The organism is Desulfobacterales bacterium (genome assembly GCA_034520365.1).
In the GTDB taxonomy this organism is placed as follows: Bacteria; Desulfobacterota; Desulfobacteria; order Desulfobacterales; family Desulfosalsimonadaceae; genus M55B175.
Genome location: JAXHNP010000006.1, coordinates 231,901 through 250,528, shown reverse-complemented (window position 1 = coordinate 250,528; position 18,628 = coordinate 231,901). Strand labels below are relative to the sequence as shown.

At 52.6% G+C, this 18,628-nt stretch carries 21 protein-coding genes and 2 pseudogenes; 18 read left to right on the top strand and 5 right to left on the bottom strand.

The genetic code is table 11. The features are described 5' to 3' along the window. The first annotated feature begins 3 nt into the window (after positions 1-3). From U5L07_09105 to U5L07_09095, 3 genes are all read left to right on the top strand, one after another. A complete protein-coding gene (locus U5L07_09105; protein MDZ7831892.1) occupies positions 4-327 on the top strand; it encodes a P-II family nitrogen regulator in 324 nt (107 codons plus the stop codon). 102 nt (positions 328-429) lie between these two features. After that, positions 430-756 carry a YnfA family protein gene (locus U5L07_09100; GenBank protein MDZ7831891.1) on the top strand — a complete coding sequence of 109 codons (327 nt, stop codon included), beginning with the start codon at positions 430-432 and terminating at the stop codon, positions 754-756. A gap of 2 nt (positions 757-758) precedes the next feature. Beyond that, positions 759-1,670 (top strand): cation diffusion facilitator family transporter, encoded by a 912-nt coding sequence (locus U5L07_09095; GenBank protein ID MDZ7831890.1) that lies wholly within the window; start codon positions 759-761, stop codon positions 1,668-1,670. Positions 1,671-1,774: 104 nt separating this feature from the next. Here U5L07_09095 and U5L07_09090 read toward each other — a convergent pair whose 3' ends face one another. Then, positions 1,775-2,182, bottom strand: coding sequence for a hypothetical protein (locus U5L07_09090; GenBank protein MDZ7831889.1), 408 nt, complete (start codon positions 2,180-2,182; stop codon positions 1,775-1,777). Positions 2,183-2,531: 349 nt separating this feature from the next. Here U5L07_09090 and U5L07_09085 point away from each other — a divergent pair, with 349 nt between their 5' ends. The 4 genes and pseudogenes from U5L07_09085 (at position 2,532) to U5L07_09070 (ending at position 4,614) form a co-directional block, all read left to right on the top strand. Further along, a complete protein-coding gene (locus tag U5L07_09085; protein MDZ7831888.1) occupies positions 2,532-2,918 on the top strand; it encodes a DUF302 domain-containing protein in 387 nt (128 codons plus the stop codon). Then, entirely contained in the window at positions 2,918-3,301 is a 384-nt protein-coding gene (locus tag U5L07_09080) for an SHOCT domain-containing protein (protein MDZ7831887.1), read from the top strand. The genes U5L07_09085 and U5L07_09080 overlap by 1 nt, the downstream gene beginning before the upstream one ends. Positions 3,302-3,376: 75 nt before the next feature. Further along, positions 3,377-3,961: a ferritin-like domain-containing protein gene (locus tag U5L07_09075; GenBank protein MDZ7831886.1), complete on the top strand. Its 585-nt coding sequence runs from the start codon at positions 3,377-3,379 to the stop codon at positions 3,959-3,961. Between the two features lie 41 nt (positions 3,962-4,002). Further along, positions 4,003-4,614, top strand: a pseudogene (locus U5L07_09070) (cation transporter). 266 nt (positions 4,615-4,880) lie between these two features. On the opposite strand, the gene U5L07_09065 reads toward U5L07_09070, so the two are convergent. Beyond that, a complete protein-coding gene (locus U5L07_09065; protein MDZ7831885.1) occupies positions 4,881-6,257 on the bottom strand; it encodes a sigma-54 dependent transcriptional regulator in 1,377 nt (458 codons plus the stop codon). Then, entirely contained in the window at positions 6,254-8,038 is a 1,785-nt protein-coding gene (locus U5L07_09060) for an ATP-binding protein (protein ID MDZ7831884.1), read from the bottom strand. Before U5L07_09060 ends, U5L07_09065 begins: the two co-directional genes overlap by 4 nt. A 244-nt stretch (positions 8,039-8,282) precedes the next feature. Between U5L07_09060 and U5L07_09055 the strand changes: the two genes are divergently transcribed. From U5L07_09055 to U5L07_09020, 8 genes and pseudogenes are all read left to right on the top strand, one after another. After that, positions 8,283-8,684 carry a hypothetical protein gene (locus tag U5L07_09055; protein MDZ7831883.1) on the top strand — a complete coding sequence of 134 codons (402 nt, stop codon included), beginning with the start codon at positions 8,283-8,285 and terminating at the stop codon, positions 8,682-8,684. A 198-nt stretch (positions 8,685-8,882) separates the two neighbouring features. Next, positions 8,883-9,170 (top strand): hypothetical protein, encoded by a 288-nt coding sequence (locus tag U5L07_09050; GenBank protein ID MDZ7831882.1) that lies wholly within the window; start codon positions 8,883-8,885, stop codon positions 9,168-9,170. Between the two features lie 180 nt (positions 9,171-9,350). Continuing rightward, positions 9,351-9,989: pseudogene (locus U5L07_09045) on the top strand (serine/threonine-protein kinase). A 147-nt stretch (positions 9,990-10,136) separates the two neighbouring features. Beyond that, the gene (locus tag U5L07_09040; protein ID MDZ7831881.1) at positions 10,137-11,138 is read left to right on the top strand and encodes an SUMF1/EgtB/PvdO family nonheme iron enzyme; all 1,002 of its coding nucleotides are present in this window, start codon (positions 10,137-10,139) and stop codon (positions 11,136-11,138) included. 1 nt (position 11,139) lies between these two features. Continuing rightward, a complete protein-coding gene (locus U5L07_09035; protein ID MDZ7831880.1) occupies positions 11,140-11,289 on the top strand; it encodes a hypothetical protein in 150 nt (49 codons plus the stop codon). A gap of 8 nt (positions 11,290-11,297) precedes the next feature. Then, positions 11,298-11,858: a SpoIIE family protein phosphatase gene (locus U5L07_09030; GenBank protein MDZ7831879.1), complete on the top strand. Its 561-nt coding sequence runs from the start codon at positions 11,298-11,300 to the stop codon at positions 11,856-11,858. A gap of 269 nt (positions 11,859-12,127) precedes the next feature. Beyond that, positions 12,128-12,778, top strand: coding sequence for a thymidylate synthase (locus tag U5L07_09025; protein ID MDZ7831878.1), 651 nt, complete (start codon positions 12,128-12,130; stop codon positions 12,776-12,778). Between the two features lie 20 nt (positions 12,779-12,798). Next, positions 12,799-13,656, top strand: coding sequence for an aldo/keto reductase (locus U5L07_09020; protein ID MDZ7831877.1), 858 nt, complete (start codon positions 12,799-12,801; stop codon positions 13,654-13,656). 14 nt (positions 13,657-13,670) lie between these two features. On the opposite strand, the gene U5L07_09015 is transcribed toward U5L07_09020, so the two are convergent. Both U5L07_09015 and U5L07_09010 read right to left on the bottom strand, forming a co-directional pair. Next, on the bottom strand, positions 13,671-13,985 hold the full coding sequence (locus U5L07_09015; protein ID MDZ7831876.1) for a carboxymuconolactone decarboxylase family protein: 315 nt from the start codon (positions 13,983-13,985) through the stop codon (positions 13,671-13,673). 640 nt (positions 13,986-14,625) lie between these two features. Further along, positions 14,626-14,856 carry a DNA-binding protein gene (locus U5L07_09010; protein ID MDZ7831875.1) on the bottom strand — a complete coding sequence of 77 codons (231 nt, stop codon included), beginning with the start codon at positions 14,854-14,856 and terminating at the stop codon, positions 14,626-14,628. 275 nt (positions 14,857-15,131) lie between these two features. On the opposite strand from U5L07_09010, the gene U5L07_09005 reads away from it, so the two are divergent. The 3 genes from U5L07_09005 to U5L07_08995 all read left to right on the top strand — a co-directional run bounded on the left by U5L07_09005 (position 15,132) and on the right by U5L07_08995 (position 18,574). Beyond that, entirely contained in the window at positions 15,132-15,431 is a 300-nt protein-coding gene (locus U5L07_09005) for a PadR family transcriptional regulator (GenBank protein ID MDZ7831874.1), read from the top strand. Continuing rightward, a complete protein-coding gene (locus U5L07_09000) occupies positions 15,428-16,216 on the top strand; it encodes a TSUP family transporter (GenBank protein ID MDZ7831873.1) in 789 nt (262 codons plus the stop codon). Before U5L07_09005 ends, U5L07_09000 begins: the two co-directional genes overlap by 4 nt. Positions 16,217-16,387: 171 nt before the next feature. Then, complete coding sequence (locus U5L07_08995; protein MDZ7831872.1) at positions 16,388-18,574, top strand: malate synthase G; 2,187 nt, start codon at positions 16,388-16,390, stop codon at positions 18,572-18,574. Positions 18,575-18,628 lie beyond the last annotated feature (54 nt).

Genomic DNA, 18,628 nt, shown 5'->3' with positions numbered 1-18,628 from the left:
AATATGAAAATGATCATTGCCTACGTCAAACTCAACAAAATCGATGACGTGATGCTGGCGCTCCACAAAGTCGAGGGACTGACGGGCTGCAGCAATTCCGATGTGCGCGGGTTCGGCCGGGACCGAACGGCATCGGAGATATCGCTGGACTATAAGCCCCATATAAGGCTGGAACTGGCCTGCCGGGACGAACTGGCTGAAAAAGTGGTGGAAACCATTGAAAAGGCCGCCCATACCGGCCTTCGAGGTGATGGCAAAATCTATGTTTTGCCCGTCGAAACCGCGGTAAGAATCAGCAGCGGCCGGCGTGGCGAACCGGCGGCTTGATACTTATTTTAAAAGTGAAGAGGAAAACGGCAATTAGCCTGAGATTGTCATAATGGGTTTATCCGGAAAACGAAACAACCGGGGGATAGGCGGCTCTGATTGATGCTGTTTAAATCCATAAGCTACTTTATTACGGCCGGACTTTGTGAAATCGGCGGCGGTTATCTGATGTGGCTGTGGTTGCGCGAAGGCAAGCCGATCACTTATGGTTTGATTGGTGCTGTGATCCTTGTATTGTACGGCGTCATCCCCACGCTTCAACCGGCAAATTTCGGCCGCGTATATGCCGCCTATGGGGGTGTTTTCATTGCACTTTCAATTCTATGGGGCTGGAAGGTCGACGGCATACCGCCCGATCGGTTTGATATCATCGGAGGGATCATCGCATTGGCAGGCGTGGCGGTGATCATGTATTGGCCAAGGGGGTAATGATGGATATGATTGATAACAACAGCCACCAGCATCAAACCGGCAATTACAACCGCGCGTTTGTGATCGGCATTATACTTAATGTCCTTTTCGTTGGCATTGAAGCGGGCTATGGCATTGCGGCCGGGTCATTGGCTCTGATAGCTGACGCAGGGCATAATTTGAGCGATGTGCTAAGCCTGTTGCTCGCCTGGGGTGCGGCTTTGCTCGCTGCGAAACCGGCGTCTGAGAAACGGACATATGGTTTCCGAAAATTAACCATCATGGCGTCTTTGGCCAATGCCATTGTGCTTCTGGTTGCGCTGGGCGCAATCACATGGGAAGCGATTGGCCGGTTCTTCGATCCAAAGCCGGTCGAAGCGATGATTGTTATCGTGGTTGCCGCCATCGGTGTCGTTATTAATGCTCTCACGGCTTTGCTTTTTGTATCCGGCCGGAAACATGACCTGAACATCAAGGGAGCATTCCTTCATATGGCTGCCGATGCCGGTGTTTCCCTCGGTGTCGTGGTGGCGGGCATAATTATTATGTTTACGGGTTGGTTGTTGATTGATCCACTGATCAGTCTTCTTATCGTAGCTGTTATCCTCGTCGGCACATGGTCATTGCTTCGTGACTCGATGAACCTTGCCATCGATTCGGTTCCTAAGGGTATTGATATCGCTGGAATAAAAAAATACTTAACCAGTCTTGAAAGCGTGATTCAGATACATGATCTGCATGTCTGGGCGATGAGCACAACGGAAGTGGCGCTGTCTGTTCATGTGATTGTCCAAGATGATGCTTTGCAAAATGACTTTCTGCCGGAACTCCAGCAAGAACTTCATGATCGCTTCGGAATAGAACATTCTACCATACAGATTGAAAAGCAGGATGATGCATCCTGTATGCTAAACAAGGACGGATGCATTTGAGGAACATGTTGGCGGCCGTTGGCGGGCGTGCCGTTGGCGGGTCGGGCCACGCCAACCTATCGGATTTTATTGCATTCAATCCCACGGAAAGGCAATTTCAGGGCCTATTTCGCTTTTTTTGCTGCCAAAATCGTCAATATAGATAGGAAGCCTGCACTTCTCGCTGTTTGTTGAAGTGATTGCCCGGTTTCACAAGGCTTTCGCCCCATTGCCGAGACTCCCATCAAGGCATGCATGCTCTCAACAAAAGCTTTACTTCCAACGGCCAAACTGGCCATCCACTTTTCGCTGCGGTCATTAACCTCGCTTTCCAGACCACTGACTACCCATTTTCGACACGCCGCCTGCAAATTTTCAATCCGAGAAACTCCCTGTCGCTTTTTGGCTTCATAAAACCACTGCAGCCACCTTCGGGGGGCTTTTACCGATTTGAGCAAAAACGCTCTCTTATGGGATCGGTGGGTGATGTGCCATATTTGTCCCGGAGTGCAGTGCCGCTTTGCGTTGGCCATGAATAAAATTCCGTTTTTGAGGCCAAAAAGTGGATTATTGGGCCCCAAAAGGCCTTGTTTTGGATTTATTTCATATGATTATAATAGATTAATTTGGCCCGACCCCCAATCACCCCCAATCAACCCCCAATCAATGTTATGGCCGCCCGGGGCATTGCCCTGTTTTTGGACCAGGCTGCAGTGGGGGGTTATGCCCGGCGCCTGAGGCTGTTGCAAAAATACGGACTGGCCGAAGGTCCCCTGGGCGGGGGAAAAATTTGACACTGCAACGATCCCGGTTATCCTTTCAGATAAAATACAAAGATCGTCCAACCTATACCCGCGTTGATAAACAGGGAGGAAGATAGAAATGGCATACTATTACAGTAAAACAATTCGCGCAGATTTCGAAGAAGCGGTTTCAAGGATAACGAATTCCTTAAAAGCGGAAGGGTTCGGTATTCTAACGGAAATCGATGTTAAAAGCACCCTGAAGAAAAAATTGGATGTCGACTTTCAAAACTATAAAATCCTCGGCGCCTGCAATCCGCCCTATGCCTACAAGGCGCTCCAGGCGGAGGATAAAATCGGTACGATGCTGCCCTGCAACGTCATTGTCCAGGAAAAGGCAGATGGAACCATCGAGATTGCCGCCATCGATCCGATTGCATCGATGCAAGCGGTAGACAACCCGCAGCTGCAGGATGTTGCCGGGACAATCGCGCAAAAGCTGAAACAGATCGTTGAGGCGGCATAATGAAAATCAAACTATGGAGGGCCGAAAAAATGAACGGGGAACGTATTTTTACAACACTCATTCCATCCGCTTCCGGATTGCTGCTGCCGGCATTTCAGGCCAATGCCTTTGCCCAGCAAGGGTCCCGATACTATGGCTGCCCCATGGGGAACATGATGGGGTGGGGAACAGGATGGTTGGGTATGATATTTATGATACTCTTTTGGACCTTGATCATTGCAGGGGGGATTTTCCTGATAAAATATCTGGTCCAGAACACGCGGGGTGGTCCGCACACAGGAGGGCAAAGAAGCCGAGCCCTCGACATAATAGAGGAGCGCTATGCCCGGGGCGAAATCGATAAACAGGAATTTGAAGCCAGGAAGAAGGATCTTCAATCCTGATAACGTCTCCCCCAAAAACTAAATTGACCATATGGCCAATATAAGGCCTGTACCATTTAAAGGAGGAAATTCAGCATGAACATCAAGCGCGCAGTCCTTTTTATTCTTCTGGCCCTTTCACTCGGATTTGTAGGCAATCCGACGTGGGCTCAAATGGGAATGGGGCATTGTCCGATGTGCGGTCAACAGTGGGACGGGCGATATGACGGAGAAATGAATATCCCGGAAGATCTGTCCAAACCCGGAGAGGCATGGCTGCAACGGTTATCCGATGTGATGGGCAAGGAGAAACTGTCCGAAAAGCAGTATGTCAAAGACAGCCGCCAATACAATCTTCGCTTGCCCTATATGCGGGTGATTCCTGACGAAGAGAATCACATAGCCTGGATTGGCGGCCTGTTTCAGGCCTTCGGCGAAACATACGCCAACGATGCGCCGCCGGTAAAAAATACGGCCAGCCCCGAAGAAGCGTACCGGGTCGCAATGGAATTGGAGCAGGAACTGGTTCCCGATTATGAATGGCTGATCCGGAACGCCTCCGATGGACAGACCCGACAAATCATCGAAACCATACTGCTTCAGACCCGCATGCATTACACCATGTTTCAGCACGCACTGAACATGGGAGGAATGATGGGGCATGGCATGATGAGGCGGTAAAGGGTTCGGCACATCGATGGCAACAAGAGCGGAGATATCGCATGACTGATTGCGGTTGCGAGATGGAAGAAGCCGCTGAACTGGAAGGCAGAACCCTTTGCGCGCTTTTAGCGATCAATGGCGTGATGTTTATCGGCGAGGCGATTGCGGGGTGGTGGGGCGAATCAACCGGCCTTCTCGCTGACTCCTTGGACATGCTCGCCGATGCATCCGTCTATGGAATAGCCCTTTATGTCATTGGCCGGTCCCGTCGGCTCCAAGCCAACGCCGCAACGGCAAGCGGAGTGCTTATGATCGCCCTCGGGATCTGAGTCCTCGTGGAGGTAGCGCGCCGCTCACTCTACGGCAGAGATCCCGTGAGCATGCTGATGATGTCGATGGGCGCAATAGCGCTCATCGCAAACGTCTCTTGCCTTATGCTCATCGCAAAGCACCGGAAGGGTGGTGTTCACATGCGTGCGTCCTGGATTTTCTCCACCAACGATGTTATCGCTAATCTCGGTGTAATCATCTCCGGGGGTCTGGTCATGTACCTTGACAGCCTTCTTCCGGACTTGATCATCGGGGCATTGATCTCTGTTGTTGTGGTCCGTGGCGGCGTTCAGATCTTGCATGAGGCCAAGGAGGCGCGAGAAGGAGGAGTTGGTGCCTGACGAAAAAGGATAGATCGTGCGAGCGAAGCGAACCGCGCCCTGATTCGGCAGCTGCACAAGCCCGGTCGTGGCGGTGCGGGGGTCTTCATATTAGTGGGCCCCTCAAGGCACGGTGCGTGGAGAGACTATCCGCGTGAAGAAATAGCCCCCATTTGGTGAGACCTACATTCCACGCCCAAAATGGATGAGGGCTGACTATTTTTTTTAATCAAAACAAAAACGACACAAGCTTAATTTGACTATGTTGGCGATTTTCTATCCGTTTTCTATTCAAGTCCGTATTTGCTTAGTTTGTTATAAAGGGTTCTCCTGTTTATACCAAGAAGCCGGGCTGCTTCACTCTTGTTGCCATTGGTTTTAGACAGTGCCTTTTCAATGGCCGCCCTTTCAATATCATCCAGGGACCCGTCGATTTCTTCAGATCTTTCAGGTTTTTGTGTGTCGGTCTCCCTGCTGTCCGGCCGCATAATGCTCAACGGCAGGTCCTTTTCGCTGATATAATCACCGGGCGACAGAATCACGGCCCTTTCCACCGCGTTTTCAAGTTCCCGGGCATTGCCGGGCCATGGATACTTGAGCAATCGATCCATTGCTTGAGGATTAAACCCCTTGATCTTTTTTCGGTTCCGCTCGGCATAGTGGTTTAAGAAATGTTGGGCGAGCAAGGGGATGTCATCCACCCGCTCTCTTAAGGAGGGAGCGTGCAAGTGCACTACATTCAGCCGATAAAACAGGTCTTCACGGAATTTGCCGTTTTCCGCCATAGCTCGCAGATCCATGTTTGTGGCGGCAATAATCCGGACATCGACATAGATCGGCGTCTCACCGCCCACGCGCTGGATCTCGCCTTCCTGGAGCACACGCAACAGCTTGACCTGCATGGCCATTGACATTTCGCCGACTTCGTCCAGGAACAGGGTGCCCTTATCCGCCCGGACAAATCGCCCTTCCCGCCGCTTTTCGGCCCCTGTGAACGCCCCTTTTTCATGTCCGAACAATTCCGACTCCAGAAGGGATTTCGTCAGGGCGGCGCAGTTCACCGTGACCATCGGCGCACGGCTGCGATTGCTGTTGGCATGGATGGCCCGGGCGATTAACTCCTTGCCGGTGCCGCTTTCACCGGTAATCAATACTGTCGCCTCTGAAGGGGCAACCGTGGCCACCATTTCCAGAAGCTGCTGCATTGAGCTGCTCGTGCCGATGATCTGCCTGGCTTGGGCCATGTTTTTCAGTTGGGCTTTAAGGTCCCTGTTTTCATCCTTAAGCTGCGTATGTTCCATGGCCCGCTCAATGGTCAGTTTCAGCTCATCGAAATCCAGCGGCTTGGTCAGATAATCATACGCGCCGGCTTTCATGGCCTCTACTGCGGATTCAACCGAGGAATAAGCCGTCATGATGACCACCGGAATGGACGGATTGTAGACTTTGATCTGTTTTAGGGCATCAATGCCGTTCATCACCGCCATGCGGACATCCATCAGGATAAGGTCACACGGAGAATCTTTTACGGTGCTGACCGCCGCCTGCCCGTCGCCGGCTTCGCTGATGCGATAGTTCCAGCTTTTGAGCACTGTTTTAAGCGTCGTCCGGTGGCCGGGGTCATCATCGACGACCAGAATGTTCGGCTGTTTTTCCGGATTCATTGTTGGTCCTCATTTGAATTTTTTGCCCGGGATTCAGGAAGCCGGATGGTAAAGACGGTTCCTTCGCCGGGATCGTTCTTAACCGATATACGGCCGCCATGGTTTTCCACGATCTTATGCACAATGGCCAGTCCCAATCCGGTGCCTGTGGATTTCGTGGTGAAATAGGGGTCAAAAATCTGGTTCAGATGTTTTTCCGATATGCCGGGGCCGGTATCCGCCACCTGGATGTCAACGCCCCCTTCCTTTGCCGGCTGGGATTTCACGGTAAGTTCACCGCCGGTTTCCATGGCCTGAATACCGTTTAAGTAAAGGTTCAGCAGGCATTGGATAAAACGGTCGCCGTCGATATCGGCCGGCGGCAAATCATCATCTGTAATCAATCGCAAACGAATATGATGCTCATCCGCATCCGCCTTGATCAGCCGGATGGCGTGCGCTAGGACCGTGTTGATATCCGTAGGCCGGGCATTGATTTCAGACGGCCGGGCAAATTCCAGAAGCTCACTGATGACGCGGTTGAGTCTGTCTGTTTCACTGACCATGACCGACGCCGCCTCACCGGCTTCCGGATCATCGCTGAATCGGTTTTTGAAATAGGTGGCCATGCCTTTGACCGAACTTAAAGGATTACGGATTTCATGGGCGATGCCGGCGGCAAGCCCGCCGATGGCCGCTAGCTTTTCCTGGCGCTGGACCGCCTGTTGGAGATCCTTGATCTCGGTCAGATCCCGAAGAATCATCAGGCTGCCGATAAACACACCGTCTGCATTGACGATGCGGGCAGCGCTCACACTCAACGAAACGGGTTCCTGATCGCCGAAACGGCATTTTACCTCACGTTCGATCACGGGTGCTTCGGTTTGCAATGTGTCAATGAGTCGAATGAGCGTATCCGGCAATATCCGGGCTGCGGGTTTTCCGCGGATATCCATGGTCGGGCGGCCGGTAATGGATGCCGCCGCGGTGTTTTCCAGAATGACCCTTCCGGTATAATCCATAACCAGTAATCCAACCGGCAGGTTGGCGATCACCTCTTCGGCAACGGCGCTGGTGTCCTGGAGCCGCCGACGGGTGGCCCGGTAATTCTGGGTCACAAACATCGTAATAAATCCGGCAAAACCGAGCATCACCAGTATGGATGAGATAATGGCGGTATTGCGCAAATCCTCCTGGCGGGCCTCAATAAAATGGGTCCGATCAAAGCCGATAAATATAATTTGATCATTTGTGGCATACCTGCCGGGCGCGCACCATGCGCCCCGGTGGTTTTCCGGGCCGCAACACGCACTGTTTTGCATCATGCGGCATTCATCGGCGGAAAACGGCTTGAAATATCGATAGACTTCAAAGGCCGGCGTACCGTCCGGCGCGGTCGTCAATCGCCATTGAGCCGATCGCGCCGGCCTGGACGCCGCCTTTTCGAATGCCATTGAAAATGATTTTTCGATTCTTGCGGCATCATTATGGGCCAGTATCCGCCCCTTTGCATCGGTGACCGCCAGATAGAGAATATCGGGCTGACGGGCGATTTCTTCCAAGAGCTGCTGCACCTGGCCCCCACCCCAACTCATGGACATCATCCCGGTCCGGGTGCCGGCTTCAAACGCCTTGATCAGGGCCGCTCCCTTTTCCAGAAGAATATCAGCCATGTAACCCTTTTCGCGGTTGTAGTTACTGACAGCCATCACCACCACGATCACCAGAAGAATGACCGTGGTGCCGATAATCATCCAGGGCGGAAGGGATAATCCGATATGCTTGCGTTTTATTTGTGGCATCTATGACATTCCATTTTATTCTCAACATACCATTGATCTGGTCATTTATTTCACATTTTCTGTATAAAATATATACATAAAAAATTCCCAGGCCCCTCGAAGCTATTTTATCTCTTATTAAATTATAAAATTTATCAATTTAAATCAAGCATTTAAAAATATATTCGGAAATTGGCACATCGGTTGCAAAGTATGATGGCAACAAGCAGCAATAAAAACCTAAAACCCTTACAGGAGGCAAACAATGAAAAAGAAAATGATGATCGCAATAACAACACTGATCGCTTTGGGCCTGATCGCCGGTGTGGCATGGGCATGCCCACAATGCGGCTATCACGGCGGCAGAGGATGGAACGGAAATCCCGGTTATAACAATAATACCGCCCCGAACTCCCAGCAGTTTAACAATGAAACAGCATCGCTTCGGGAAGAGCTGGCCGCCAAACGCGGTGAATACAATGCCCTGATGGCCCGGGACAATCCGGACCCGAAACGCGCCGCCCGGCTCCAGAAGGAGATCACTCGGCTGCATAACCAGATTCAATCCAAGGCGCAAGCCTATAACATGCCGCATGCAGGCGGGCCGTCTAATCAAGGGGCCTCCCATGGAAGAAACTGGAACCATAACGGCCGATGGTGTTGGTAAGAAACGATTAAGGCGGGGCGGATGACCGCCCCGCCGGTTTCTCTGGGGACGGTGAACTCTATATAGTTATATTTATTTTTGATCTCGCTCTTTCAAAAAGTGAGTTTTATTTTTTTGTTTCAAGGGAATTGCCAGGTTTACAATCAGGAATTATGTTAATTTGTAATTTCTTCGAAAAACGGGAATAAAGGAGTTCGCATGAATCAGGACAGAAAAAACCATTCCGACAGCCCCTCTCCGGAAGGCAATGAAGATGGCAACGAATTCGAACCTTCCCGGGACGGCATGAGCGACAGTACGGCCCGCCTGGCTATGGATAAAAATTTGCGCAAGAAGCTGCAACATGACTACGACGTGCAGTCGATTGAAAACCGCGGCCATTATTTTGCCGCCAAAGTCACCAGCAAGGATGGACGCACAGTTTATGAGCTTCTCATTAACAAACACACCGGGGATGTCCAGGTAATCAGCCAGAAGGACCGTTAGGGGCCTTACGGAGATCGCGGACAACGATGGCCAACCTACCATTTTTTCAGCCTTTTCTATTACTCGCAAATCGGTTATCTGTGTGAACATGCCAAAACTTCAAATCCTGGAAGAAGGGCAATTGATCCATGGGAAATGGGAAGTTATTAAACTTCTCGCCAGAGGGGGAAAGGGGAAGTCTACCTTGTCCGGCAGGTAGCTCTCAATAGGCAGGTGGCCCTAAAGGTCATGTCCAAGGAGTTTCTATGCAGCTTGGAGGGCAGAGAAGAGGAGTACGAATCCGAGCTACAGCGCTTCCGGCGCGAGGTCCAGGTCATGGCCAGTATACGCCACCCCAATGTGCTCCAAGTCTATGATTTTGATCAGATTAAAGCAAATGACAACTGCCTGGATTACATCGTCATGGAATACATCCCCGGGCCGACTTTGCGGCAGACTATGCCTTCTGAAGGCTTCAAACAGGACGAACAGGCTGTTGCCGGCTGGCTTACAAAATATTTCTTCCCGGTTCTGCAAGGGATGGATGCTGTCCATGCCATGGGCGTGGTACACAGGGACATGAAGCCTGAAAATGTCCTTATTGACGAGGGTATTCCAAAGATTTCCGATTTCGGACTTGCCGGCGGGCACCAGCTTGACGACATCACCCGCAGTTACCATGTTATTGGAACACCGCCCTATATGCCCGAAGAACAGTTCCTTGACCTGGCCACAACCGATGCCAGGACCGATGTCTATTCCCTGGGCAAAATCCTTTACGAAACCATTGAAGGCAAAATGACCCAGGAACGAAACAGGCCTTTTGAAACCGTTCACCTGAATTCCCCGTCAACCAGGGTGCTCTTACGGTTGGACAAAGTCATTCGAAATGCGACGGCCAAGGACCGAAATCAAAGAACATCTTCTGTTAAGGTTCTCCGAAAAGAGCTGGAGAATATCATCCAGGAATCGGCGTATGCTGAGACGATGTCCACGACCAAAAGGCATCGGAAACACATGCTGCTTATCAGCGGAATCGCAGCAGCATTGATCCTTTTGCTTGCTGGGACCTTCGGGGTCCACCTGATCAACATGGAGTCCGATCAGGCCGAAAACCACAAGAATACAAGCAGTGCTGCACCTTCAACCGGAATATTCGACTTTGATTTCAAGTCCAGGGATCCCACCCAAATGCCGGAGATGTCTCCGGAGGCCGCTCTTCCGGAAAAGATACTTGGAAGTGATGACATGACCCTTCGCCTGATCCCGGGCGGAGAGGCCAGAGTCTTTATTGATCAGCCGAGCGCACCGGATCGTCAGCACGCAGTGCGCTCAGTAACAGTGAACCGTTTTTATATGGATGAGACAAAGATCACCAATCACATGTATGTGGAGTTTCTGCATAACATCAAAGGCTTGGTCGTCAAAGAGAATACGATTCGTAAAAACGGACAGATCTGGCTTGTTCTGGGTGAAGTGCTGGAAGGATATGAACCTATTGTATTCAAAGAGGGAGAGTTCAGGATCAAGCCGGGTGCAGCTTCAAACCCTGTTGTCCGGGTTTCCCCTATTGGGGCCATGGCCTATGCCCGTTTTTATGGTCGGGCTTTGCCGACAATGGCTCAATGGTGGCGGGCAATTCGAGCTGAAGAAAAGGCCCTCCAAATCGTCAATCCGGACAGAAGTGCCGAGAATGGGATGATGCCCCCTTCGAGTCAAAGTCAGCGCAGTGAACAAAGCAGTTCAGAGGACCTGCGGATTAGAAACGTCACTGCATTTGAAAGTAATCAGTTCGGAATTTGGGGGCTTGGCCGGAACGTGAATGAATGGACCGTATACAAGCCTTCTGAAAAAAATATTGAGTTTCATATCCATGGAGGCCTTGGAGCGCTTGGCCGTCAAAAGGCCTATTTGCATCGCCAGCCTTGGGAAGCTTTTGCCAATGTGGGGTTTAGAACCGTACTCAATCTCCCGTCAAAGGAGCAGTGAAATGGAATTATGGGGGGATCGTGTCTGGGGGCAGTCGCATATCGGCCACAAACGGAAGACCAATCAGGACCGCTACCTGGTCCGCCCCCTGGATCAAGGCGTTCTGCTGGCAGTGGCAGACGGTATGGGCGGGGAGGCCGGGGGGAGATAGCCGCCCAGATGGTTGTCGAAGAGCTTGAAAAATCTTCGTTCGCATACCGGGCAACTGAACAGGACCTGAAGCAAATTATTGGCCGGGCCAACGAAAAAATCAGGCAACGTGTCGAAGTGGATCCTGATCTTGAAGGAATGGGAACCACAGCCACTGTCGTGCTGGTCGGCCAAGACACTGTGCACTGGTCCCATGTAGGCGATAGCCGGCTTTACCTCTTTCACACCGGTTCCCTGGAGCAAGTCTCCAGGGATCAGACTTTTCTTCAGGATCTCGTTGAAGACGGCACCCTGAGCCAGGAGGAAGCAGAGCGACACCCTTTGCGCAACGTGCTTGAACAGTGCGTGGGTTGTGACGGATTGGAGGCAGAAAGCGGGAGTATCAAGTTTATGACCGGGGACCGACTTCTTCTATGCTCTGATGGATTGATCAGACACGTATCCGATGATTTGATCAAGGCTGTCCTTGAAGAGGACGGCACTGCCCGGCGGGCTGTTGACAAATTGGTAGATCAGGCCCTTAGAGCAGGGGGCAAAGACAATGTCACTGTTGTCATTATTGATCTATAGAAAGTCTTGGCCCAAAGCCCAGAGTTTTAATGAATGCTTCTTTAGTTAGCCTGAGATTGTCATAATGGGTTTATCAGGAAAACGGAACAACCGGAGGATACGCGTCTCTGGTTGATGTTGTTTAAATCTATAAACGACTTTATTACGGCCGGGCTTTTTGCGTAATCGGCGGTCATGTTGTTTTACTCTTGCCATGGCTGAAATTAACGATATTTTAATAAAAAACCACCAAAACCGGAAAAGAGATTATTTAAGCAATGGATCTTGTAATGACAAAAATTGATGCGGTGGATATTCAGGATGCCTGGTTTCAGTGTATTGCCGCGATTCTAAATGTCGGGTTTAAGTATGAAATTGAGCATGGGTCCTTTGTGGGACAGACCCGGCTGGAGTTTGATCATATTGTCGTGCATATCAAATTCCCCTATTCCGAGCCCTATGACACCATGCTGCCCCATATCCCGCCTCATCTCAACATCCCCAATCCGGTGGCCAACGGGTATGTGGAACAGTATCTGCCGTATTTAATGACCGATCATATTGAACCCACCGAGCAATACACCTACGGCTCCCGGATATCGCCGCAGATCCCCTACTGGGTCGACGTGCTTAAAAAAACCCCCCGGACGAACCAGGCGGTGCTGCAGGTGGCCCGGCATGATGACTATAAACTCGATGATCCGCCGTGCTTACGGCATATTGACATGCGGGTCAGAGACAATACCTTGATTTTTTATCCCTATTTTCGATCCTGGGATCTCTGGGGCGGTTTTCCCGCCAACCTTGCCGGTATCGCGGTGCTCCAGAAAACCATGGCCGATGAAATCGGTGTGGAATCCGGCCCCATCGTGGCCAGCAGTAAAGGCCTCCACATCTATGGGTATGTGGAAGAGCTGGCCAGGATCAGAACCGGGAAATAAAAAGGAAGGGGGACCGTGCCATGGAAATAAACAGTATACCGGCAGTCCATTTCGGAGCCACCGGGCAGATGGTCACCCGTGTGGGATTAGGCGGCGAAGGGGTTTTGAGAACCACCGGAAAAACCGAACCCGCCCATCGGGTCATCCGTTCGGCGCTCACCGAAGGCATCACCTATTATGACAGCGCACGCGTTTATTCGGACAGCGAGCTTTATTACGGCGGGATATGGGAACATGACCCGCAGGAAAGGCGCCGTATTTTTCAAACCAGCAAATCGGCAGAAAGGGACAAAAACGGGGCGCGCAAAGACCTCGAGGAAACCCTGCAGCGGCTTAACGTCGATTATCTGGACCTCTGGCAGATCCATGACGTTCGAACCCCTGAGGAACTCTCCGTGATATCCGGCCCCGGCGGGGCGCTTGAGGCCTTTTTGGAGGCGAAAGAAGAAGGCAAAATACGGTTTATCGGGGTTACCGGACACCATGACCCCGACGTTCTTGCCCGGGCGGTTAAAGAATTGCCCGTGGATTCGGTCATGCTTCCGGTCAATCCCGTCGAGGAAGTTCTGGGCGGTTTTCTGACCCGAACGCTTCCGGCGGCGACAGATAAGGGAATCGCTGTCATCGGCATGAAAATTTTCGGGGGCGGGCATTACATCGCGCCGCATCTCGGAGTGACCCCGGAATTGCTGTTGCGTTATGCCTTAAGTAAACCGATAACCGTTGCGATCGTCGGCTGTTCAAACGAATCCGAAGTGCAAACCCTTGCCGCCGCCGCTCGCATGGAAGCGCCGCTGGATAAGTCCGAAAGACGGAAGCTTATTGCGCCCTTTAAGGAGGATGCCCGGCGGATAGCGTTTTACCGCGGGGTTATTTAGTGCATACGCCCGCGCTAATCCGTTATATCCCGCGCCCAGCTCATGGCCGCAGCAACCGAGGGAAACCCCATGGTGGAAGTCAGCACCACCAGGGCGTGATGGATCTCCTCCCGGCTCGCCCCGGCTTTGAGGGCCCGGCGGGTATGGCTGTGCACGGCCCCTTCAAGCCTGAGGGCGGCGGAAGCAGCCATCTGGACCAGTTCCACCGTTTTTTCGTCCAGAGGGCCTTCCGCACGGGCCGCCTGCCCGAGTTCGGAAACCGCCTTCATCAGCCTGGGGTGTTCAGACTCCATTACCTGGTAGTTTTTGGGCATTTTTTTTTCAGGCATTTTTCCTTCTCCTTTTTAAATTGATGGACTCGTAAAAAGTCAATTCTGGGACGGCAAAGCAATTGGACTTTTTGCGAAGCCGCCAAAATTCGGGCAATGGTATGCCCCCCGTTTTTGTTCGCCCTGTTTTTAACGGGCCTTAATTCAAGTATGCCTTTTGATTTCAATGTGTCAAATATATACTTCTTATCTACTTCTTATCGGGCCGTTCCGCTTTCTGGCTTCACAAAAGACGATCAGGCGGTCGAAAACACGCGAGAAAAGGCATGATGCCGCGAACGGTAACTGGTTATGAGGGACGCCCTTTATATTTTTATATTTAATAAGCGCGGCAGGTCCAAACCCGCTTCGGATGCAATATGTTCACCTTTTTTCACGGAAACACTGACGGTCGGAACGGCAATCTGGAGCCGGTCCGCAATATCGGTCATCGATATCCCCAACTCCCGCACCAGCCAGAAACAAAGAAGAGACCGGCCCTTTACAGTTGAGCACGGGGTTCGGCTTCATTCAGCCGTTATTTTCTCCTGCCAGCATATTCATCATCAACCGGATCATTAGATCCTTTTCCGCCGGATCGGACTCAGCCACCAGCAGCGTCAGGGCAGCCAGACCGATATCATTGACCACCTGATCTCCGTTATGAACGAACTACCGAGGATTCCTCGGTAGTTACCGATTCTTCCAACTCCCCAATATTATAAATATTTTTGAGGTGTAGCCCGATATTATCGGTGGAGGTGTCAAAGATCTCAGCCATCTGGCGTTGGCTGAGCCATACGGTTTCTCGCTGCGGATCAAGCCAAACCTCAACCGGTTTATCTGAACCTTGATAGATAACGATAGTATTTTGGGTTTCGGCTTCATTCATGCGGCGGCCTCTTTGCGGTGGTTGTTAGCGCACGTCGTCAATTGTCCGGCATCCAGGCAAAGCGTCTGAATTTTTGCATATATTATCATCCCAGCGGGAGATATGCAAATTTTTGCGCACCGGTCTGCGTTTCCCCAGCGAAAAAAGGACTTGGGGTCATGGCAGTCCGGCCCGCACGCCCACGTAAAGGAAATATACAGCATTTGTGATAAGGTTTGACAATATCGGATCTCGATATTATTTATCGATATTGATTTTCGAAAAAAGGAGGCGCAATGATCCGGGATCTGGAACTGGCGTTTATCAAGATCCATATTCTCTATCATGCAGACAGGGAGGCGGTTTTCGGCGTCGGGCTGATGGAGGAGCTTGCCCGCCACGGGTATGAAATCAGCCCGGGAACCCTCTATCCCATCCTGGCCAAGATGGAATCCGGCGGATTTTTGACCTGCGAAACCCGCACGGTCGCCCGCAAACAGCGGAAGTATTACCGGATCACACCCGAGGGCAGAAAACTTTTAAACCGCATGCGGGAAAAAATCAAAGAGCTTTACCAGGAGGTCATAGAACAATGATTTATCTTGTGGTTTGCGGGGCGGCCCTCTTTGTGTCCGGGCTGACCCTTTATTCGGGTTTCGGTCTGGGCACCCTGCTGATGCCGGTGTTTGCCATCTTTTTCCCCGTGCATGTGGCAGTGGCGGCAACAGCGGTGGTGCACGGGGCCAACAATATTTTCAAGGTCCTGGTCGTTGGCAGACACGCGGACCGGGAGCTTGTGCTGCGCTTCGGCATTCCCGCGATCGTGGCCGCATTTGCCGGAGCCGCCGCCCTTGGATATGTATCGGGCTTTGACGCCCTGGCTACTTATTCCATCGGCACAAAAACCGCCGTGATCACACCGGTAAAGCTGGTGATGGGGATTCTGGTGCTGGTTTTTGCCATGTTTGAATTGCTTCCCCTTTTGCGGGGTCTGCGCATCGACCGCCGGCACCTTTTGTGGGGCGGTCTGCTGTCCGGCTTTTTCGGGGGCCTGTCCGGCCACCAGGGGGCCCTGCGATCGGCCTTCCTGCTAAAGACAGGGGTCTCCACCGAGGCGTTTGTGGGCACCAATGCCTTTATCGGCTTTATGGTGGACATGGCCCGGATTATTGCCTATGGTTTTTTGTTTTTGGCTGCAGGTGCCGCAAGTCCCATCGGCGCAGAACAATGGCCCCTGATCGCCGCTGGAACCGGGGCCGCATTTGTCGGGGTGATCATCGGCAAGCGCTGGATGCACAAGGTCACCATGACGACAGTTCAGACGATCGCAGGCGTTTTGCTGCTGGGCATTTCCGTCTGCCTGATGGCGGGCATTGTCTGACCGGGCCCCATGAACTGTTATGCGGCTCTGCCGCAGCCCGCCTCTGTTAGTTTACCGCACGCAAACAAAAACCCTTGTTTGTCATTTTGACACAAAACGTTATTTTATGGAAATAACCGAAACAGCAATTTGTAAACCTGTTTATCACACCTGAACCACGGAGGAGTTGCCATGACTCAAAGGGTAAATGCAGGCGGCCTTCAGGTGGCCCGGATTCTCTATGATTTCATCAATAACGAGGCCATTGCCGGAACCGGCATCGATCCGGATGATTTCTGGTCGGCCCTGGCCGGCATTGTGGCGGACATGACCTCCAGAAACCGGGAGCTTCTGGAAAAACGCGACCGGCTCCGGGCCGCCCTGGACGACTGGCACCGGCAGCACAGGGGCCGGGCCGTTGACATGGCGGAATACAAGGCGTTTTTGCGTGAAATCGATTATCTCCGGCCCGAAGGCGGGGATTTTCATGCTGCCACGGAAAACGTGGACCTGGAAATCGCGCAGGTGGCCGGCCCCCAGCTCGTGGTGCCGGCATCCAATGCGCGGTTTTCATTAAACGCGGCCAACGCCCGCTGGGGAAGTCTTTATGACGCCCTTTACGGCTCAGACGTAATTTCAGAAGAAGGCGGGGCCCACAAGGGCACCCAATACAATCCCGTCCGGGGCGAAAAAGTTATTGCTTACGCCCGGGGTGTGCTCGACAAATCCGTCCCCCTTGACCAGGGCAGCCATGCGGATGCGGCGGCATACCGCGCAGAGGACGGCAGGCTGGTTGTGCGGTTAAAAGACGGCTCTGAGACCGGCCTTAAAGACCCCTCCCAGTTTGCCGGTCACAGCGGCTCTGCCCGGCAGCCGCATGCCGTGCTGCTGGTCAAAAACGGCATGCACATGGAAATCGCCATTGACCCGTCCCATCCGGTGGGCAAAACCGATGCCGCCAATGTCAAAGACGTGATTTTAGAAGCCGCGCTGACCACCATCGTGGATTTCGAAGACTCGGTGGCAGCCGCGGATGCAGCCGACAAAACCGCCATTTACCGGAACTGGCTGGGCCTGACAAAGGGCGATCTGGAAGAAACTTTTGAAAAGGGCGGAAAAACCGTCACCCGGCAGATGAACCCGGACCGGCAGTATACCAATGCCCGCGGCAAAGCCTTCTTCCTTCCGGGCCGCAGCCTCATGCTGGTGCGAAACGTGGGCCATCTCATGACAAACAGCGCCATTTTGGACAGCCAGGGCAACGAGGTGTTTGAAGGCATCATGGACGGCATGATCACCGCCCTGATCGCCATCCATGATCTGAAGGGAAACAGCCGGTTTCAAAACAGCAAAACCGGCAGTATCTATATTGTCAAGCCCAAAATGCACGGCGCAGCCGAGGCCGCCTTTACCAATGACCTGTTTGCCCGCATCGAAGAGGCCCTGGGCCTGGCGCCAAACACCCTGAAAATCGGTGTCATGGACGAAGAGCGCCGCACCACGGTCAACCTCAAAGAGTGCATCCGCGCGGTAAAGGACCGGATCATTTTCATCAACACGGGTTTTTTGGACCGCACCGGAGACGAAATCCATACCTCCATGAAAGCCGGCCCCATGATCCGGAAAGGGGAAATGAAGCAGGCGGCCTGGATGACCGCCTACGAGGACTGGAACGTGGACATCGGCCTGGCCGCAGGCCTGCGGGGCCGCGCCCAGATCGGCAAGGGCATGTGGTCCATGCCCGACAAGATGGCCGACATGATGGACGCCAAGATCGGCCATCCCGAGGCCGGGGCCAACTGCGCCTGGGTACCGTCTCCCACGGCCGCCACCCTGCACGCCATTCATTATCATCGGGTGGATGTGGACGCCCGCCAGCAGGAACTGGCAGGAAAGCGTCGCGCAGGCATTGACGATCTTCTGACCCTGCCGCTGATAGCCGACCCGGAGGCGCTGAGTGCCGATGATATCAAGCAGGAACTGGACAACAACTGCCAGGGCATTCTCGGATACGTGGTGCGATGGATCGATCAGGGCGTGGGCTGCTCCAAGGTCCCGGACATCCGGGACGTGGGCCTGATGGAGGATCGCGCCACCCTGCGGATTTCATCCCAGCATATCTGCAACTGGATCTATCACGGCATCTGCACCAAAGACCAGGCCATGGAAACCCTCCGGCGCATGGCCGAGGTGGTGGACCGGCAGAACGCAGATGATCCCCACTACGTCCCCATGGCAAAAGACTTTGACAACAGCCTGGCCTTTCAGGCCGCATGCGACCTGATCTTCAAAGGCCGGGACCAGACAAACGGCTACACCGAACCCCTGCTTCACGCCTATCGTCTCAAAAAAAAGGCCGGAGGCACTATTGGCTCATGAATTCCGAGCCGGGCGTTTTTCCATTTTTTAGGAGACCGGCTTTAAAAAAAACGG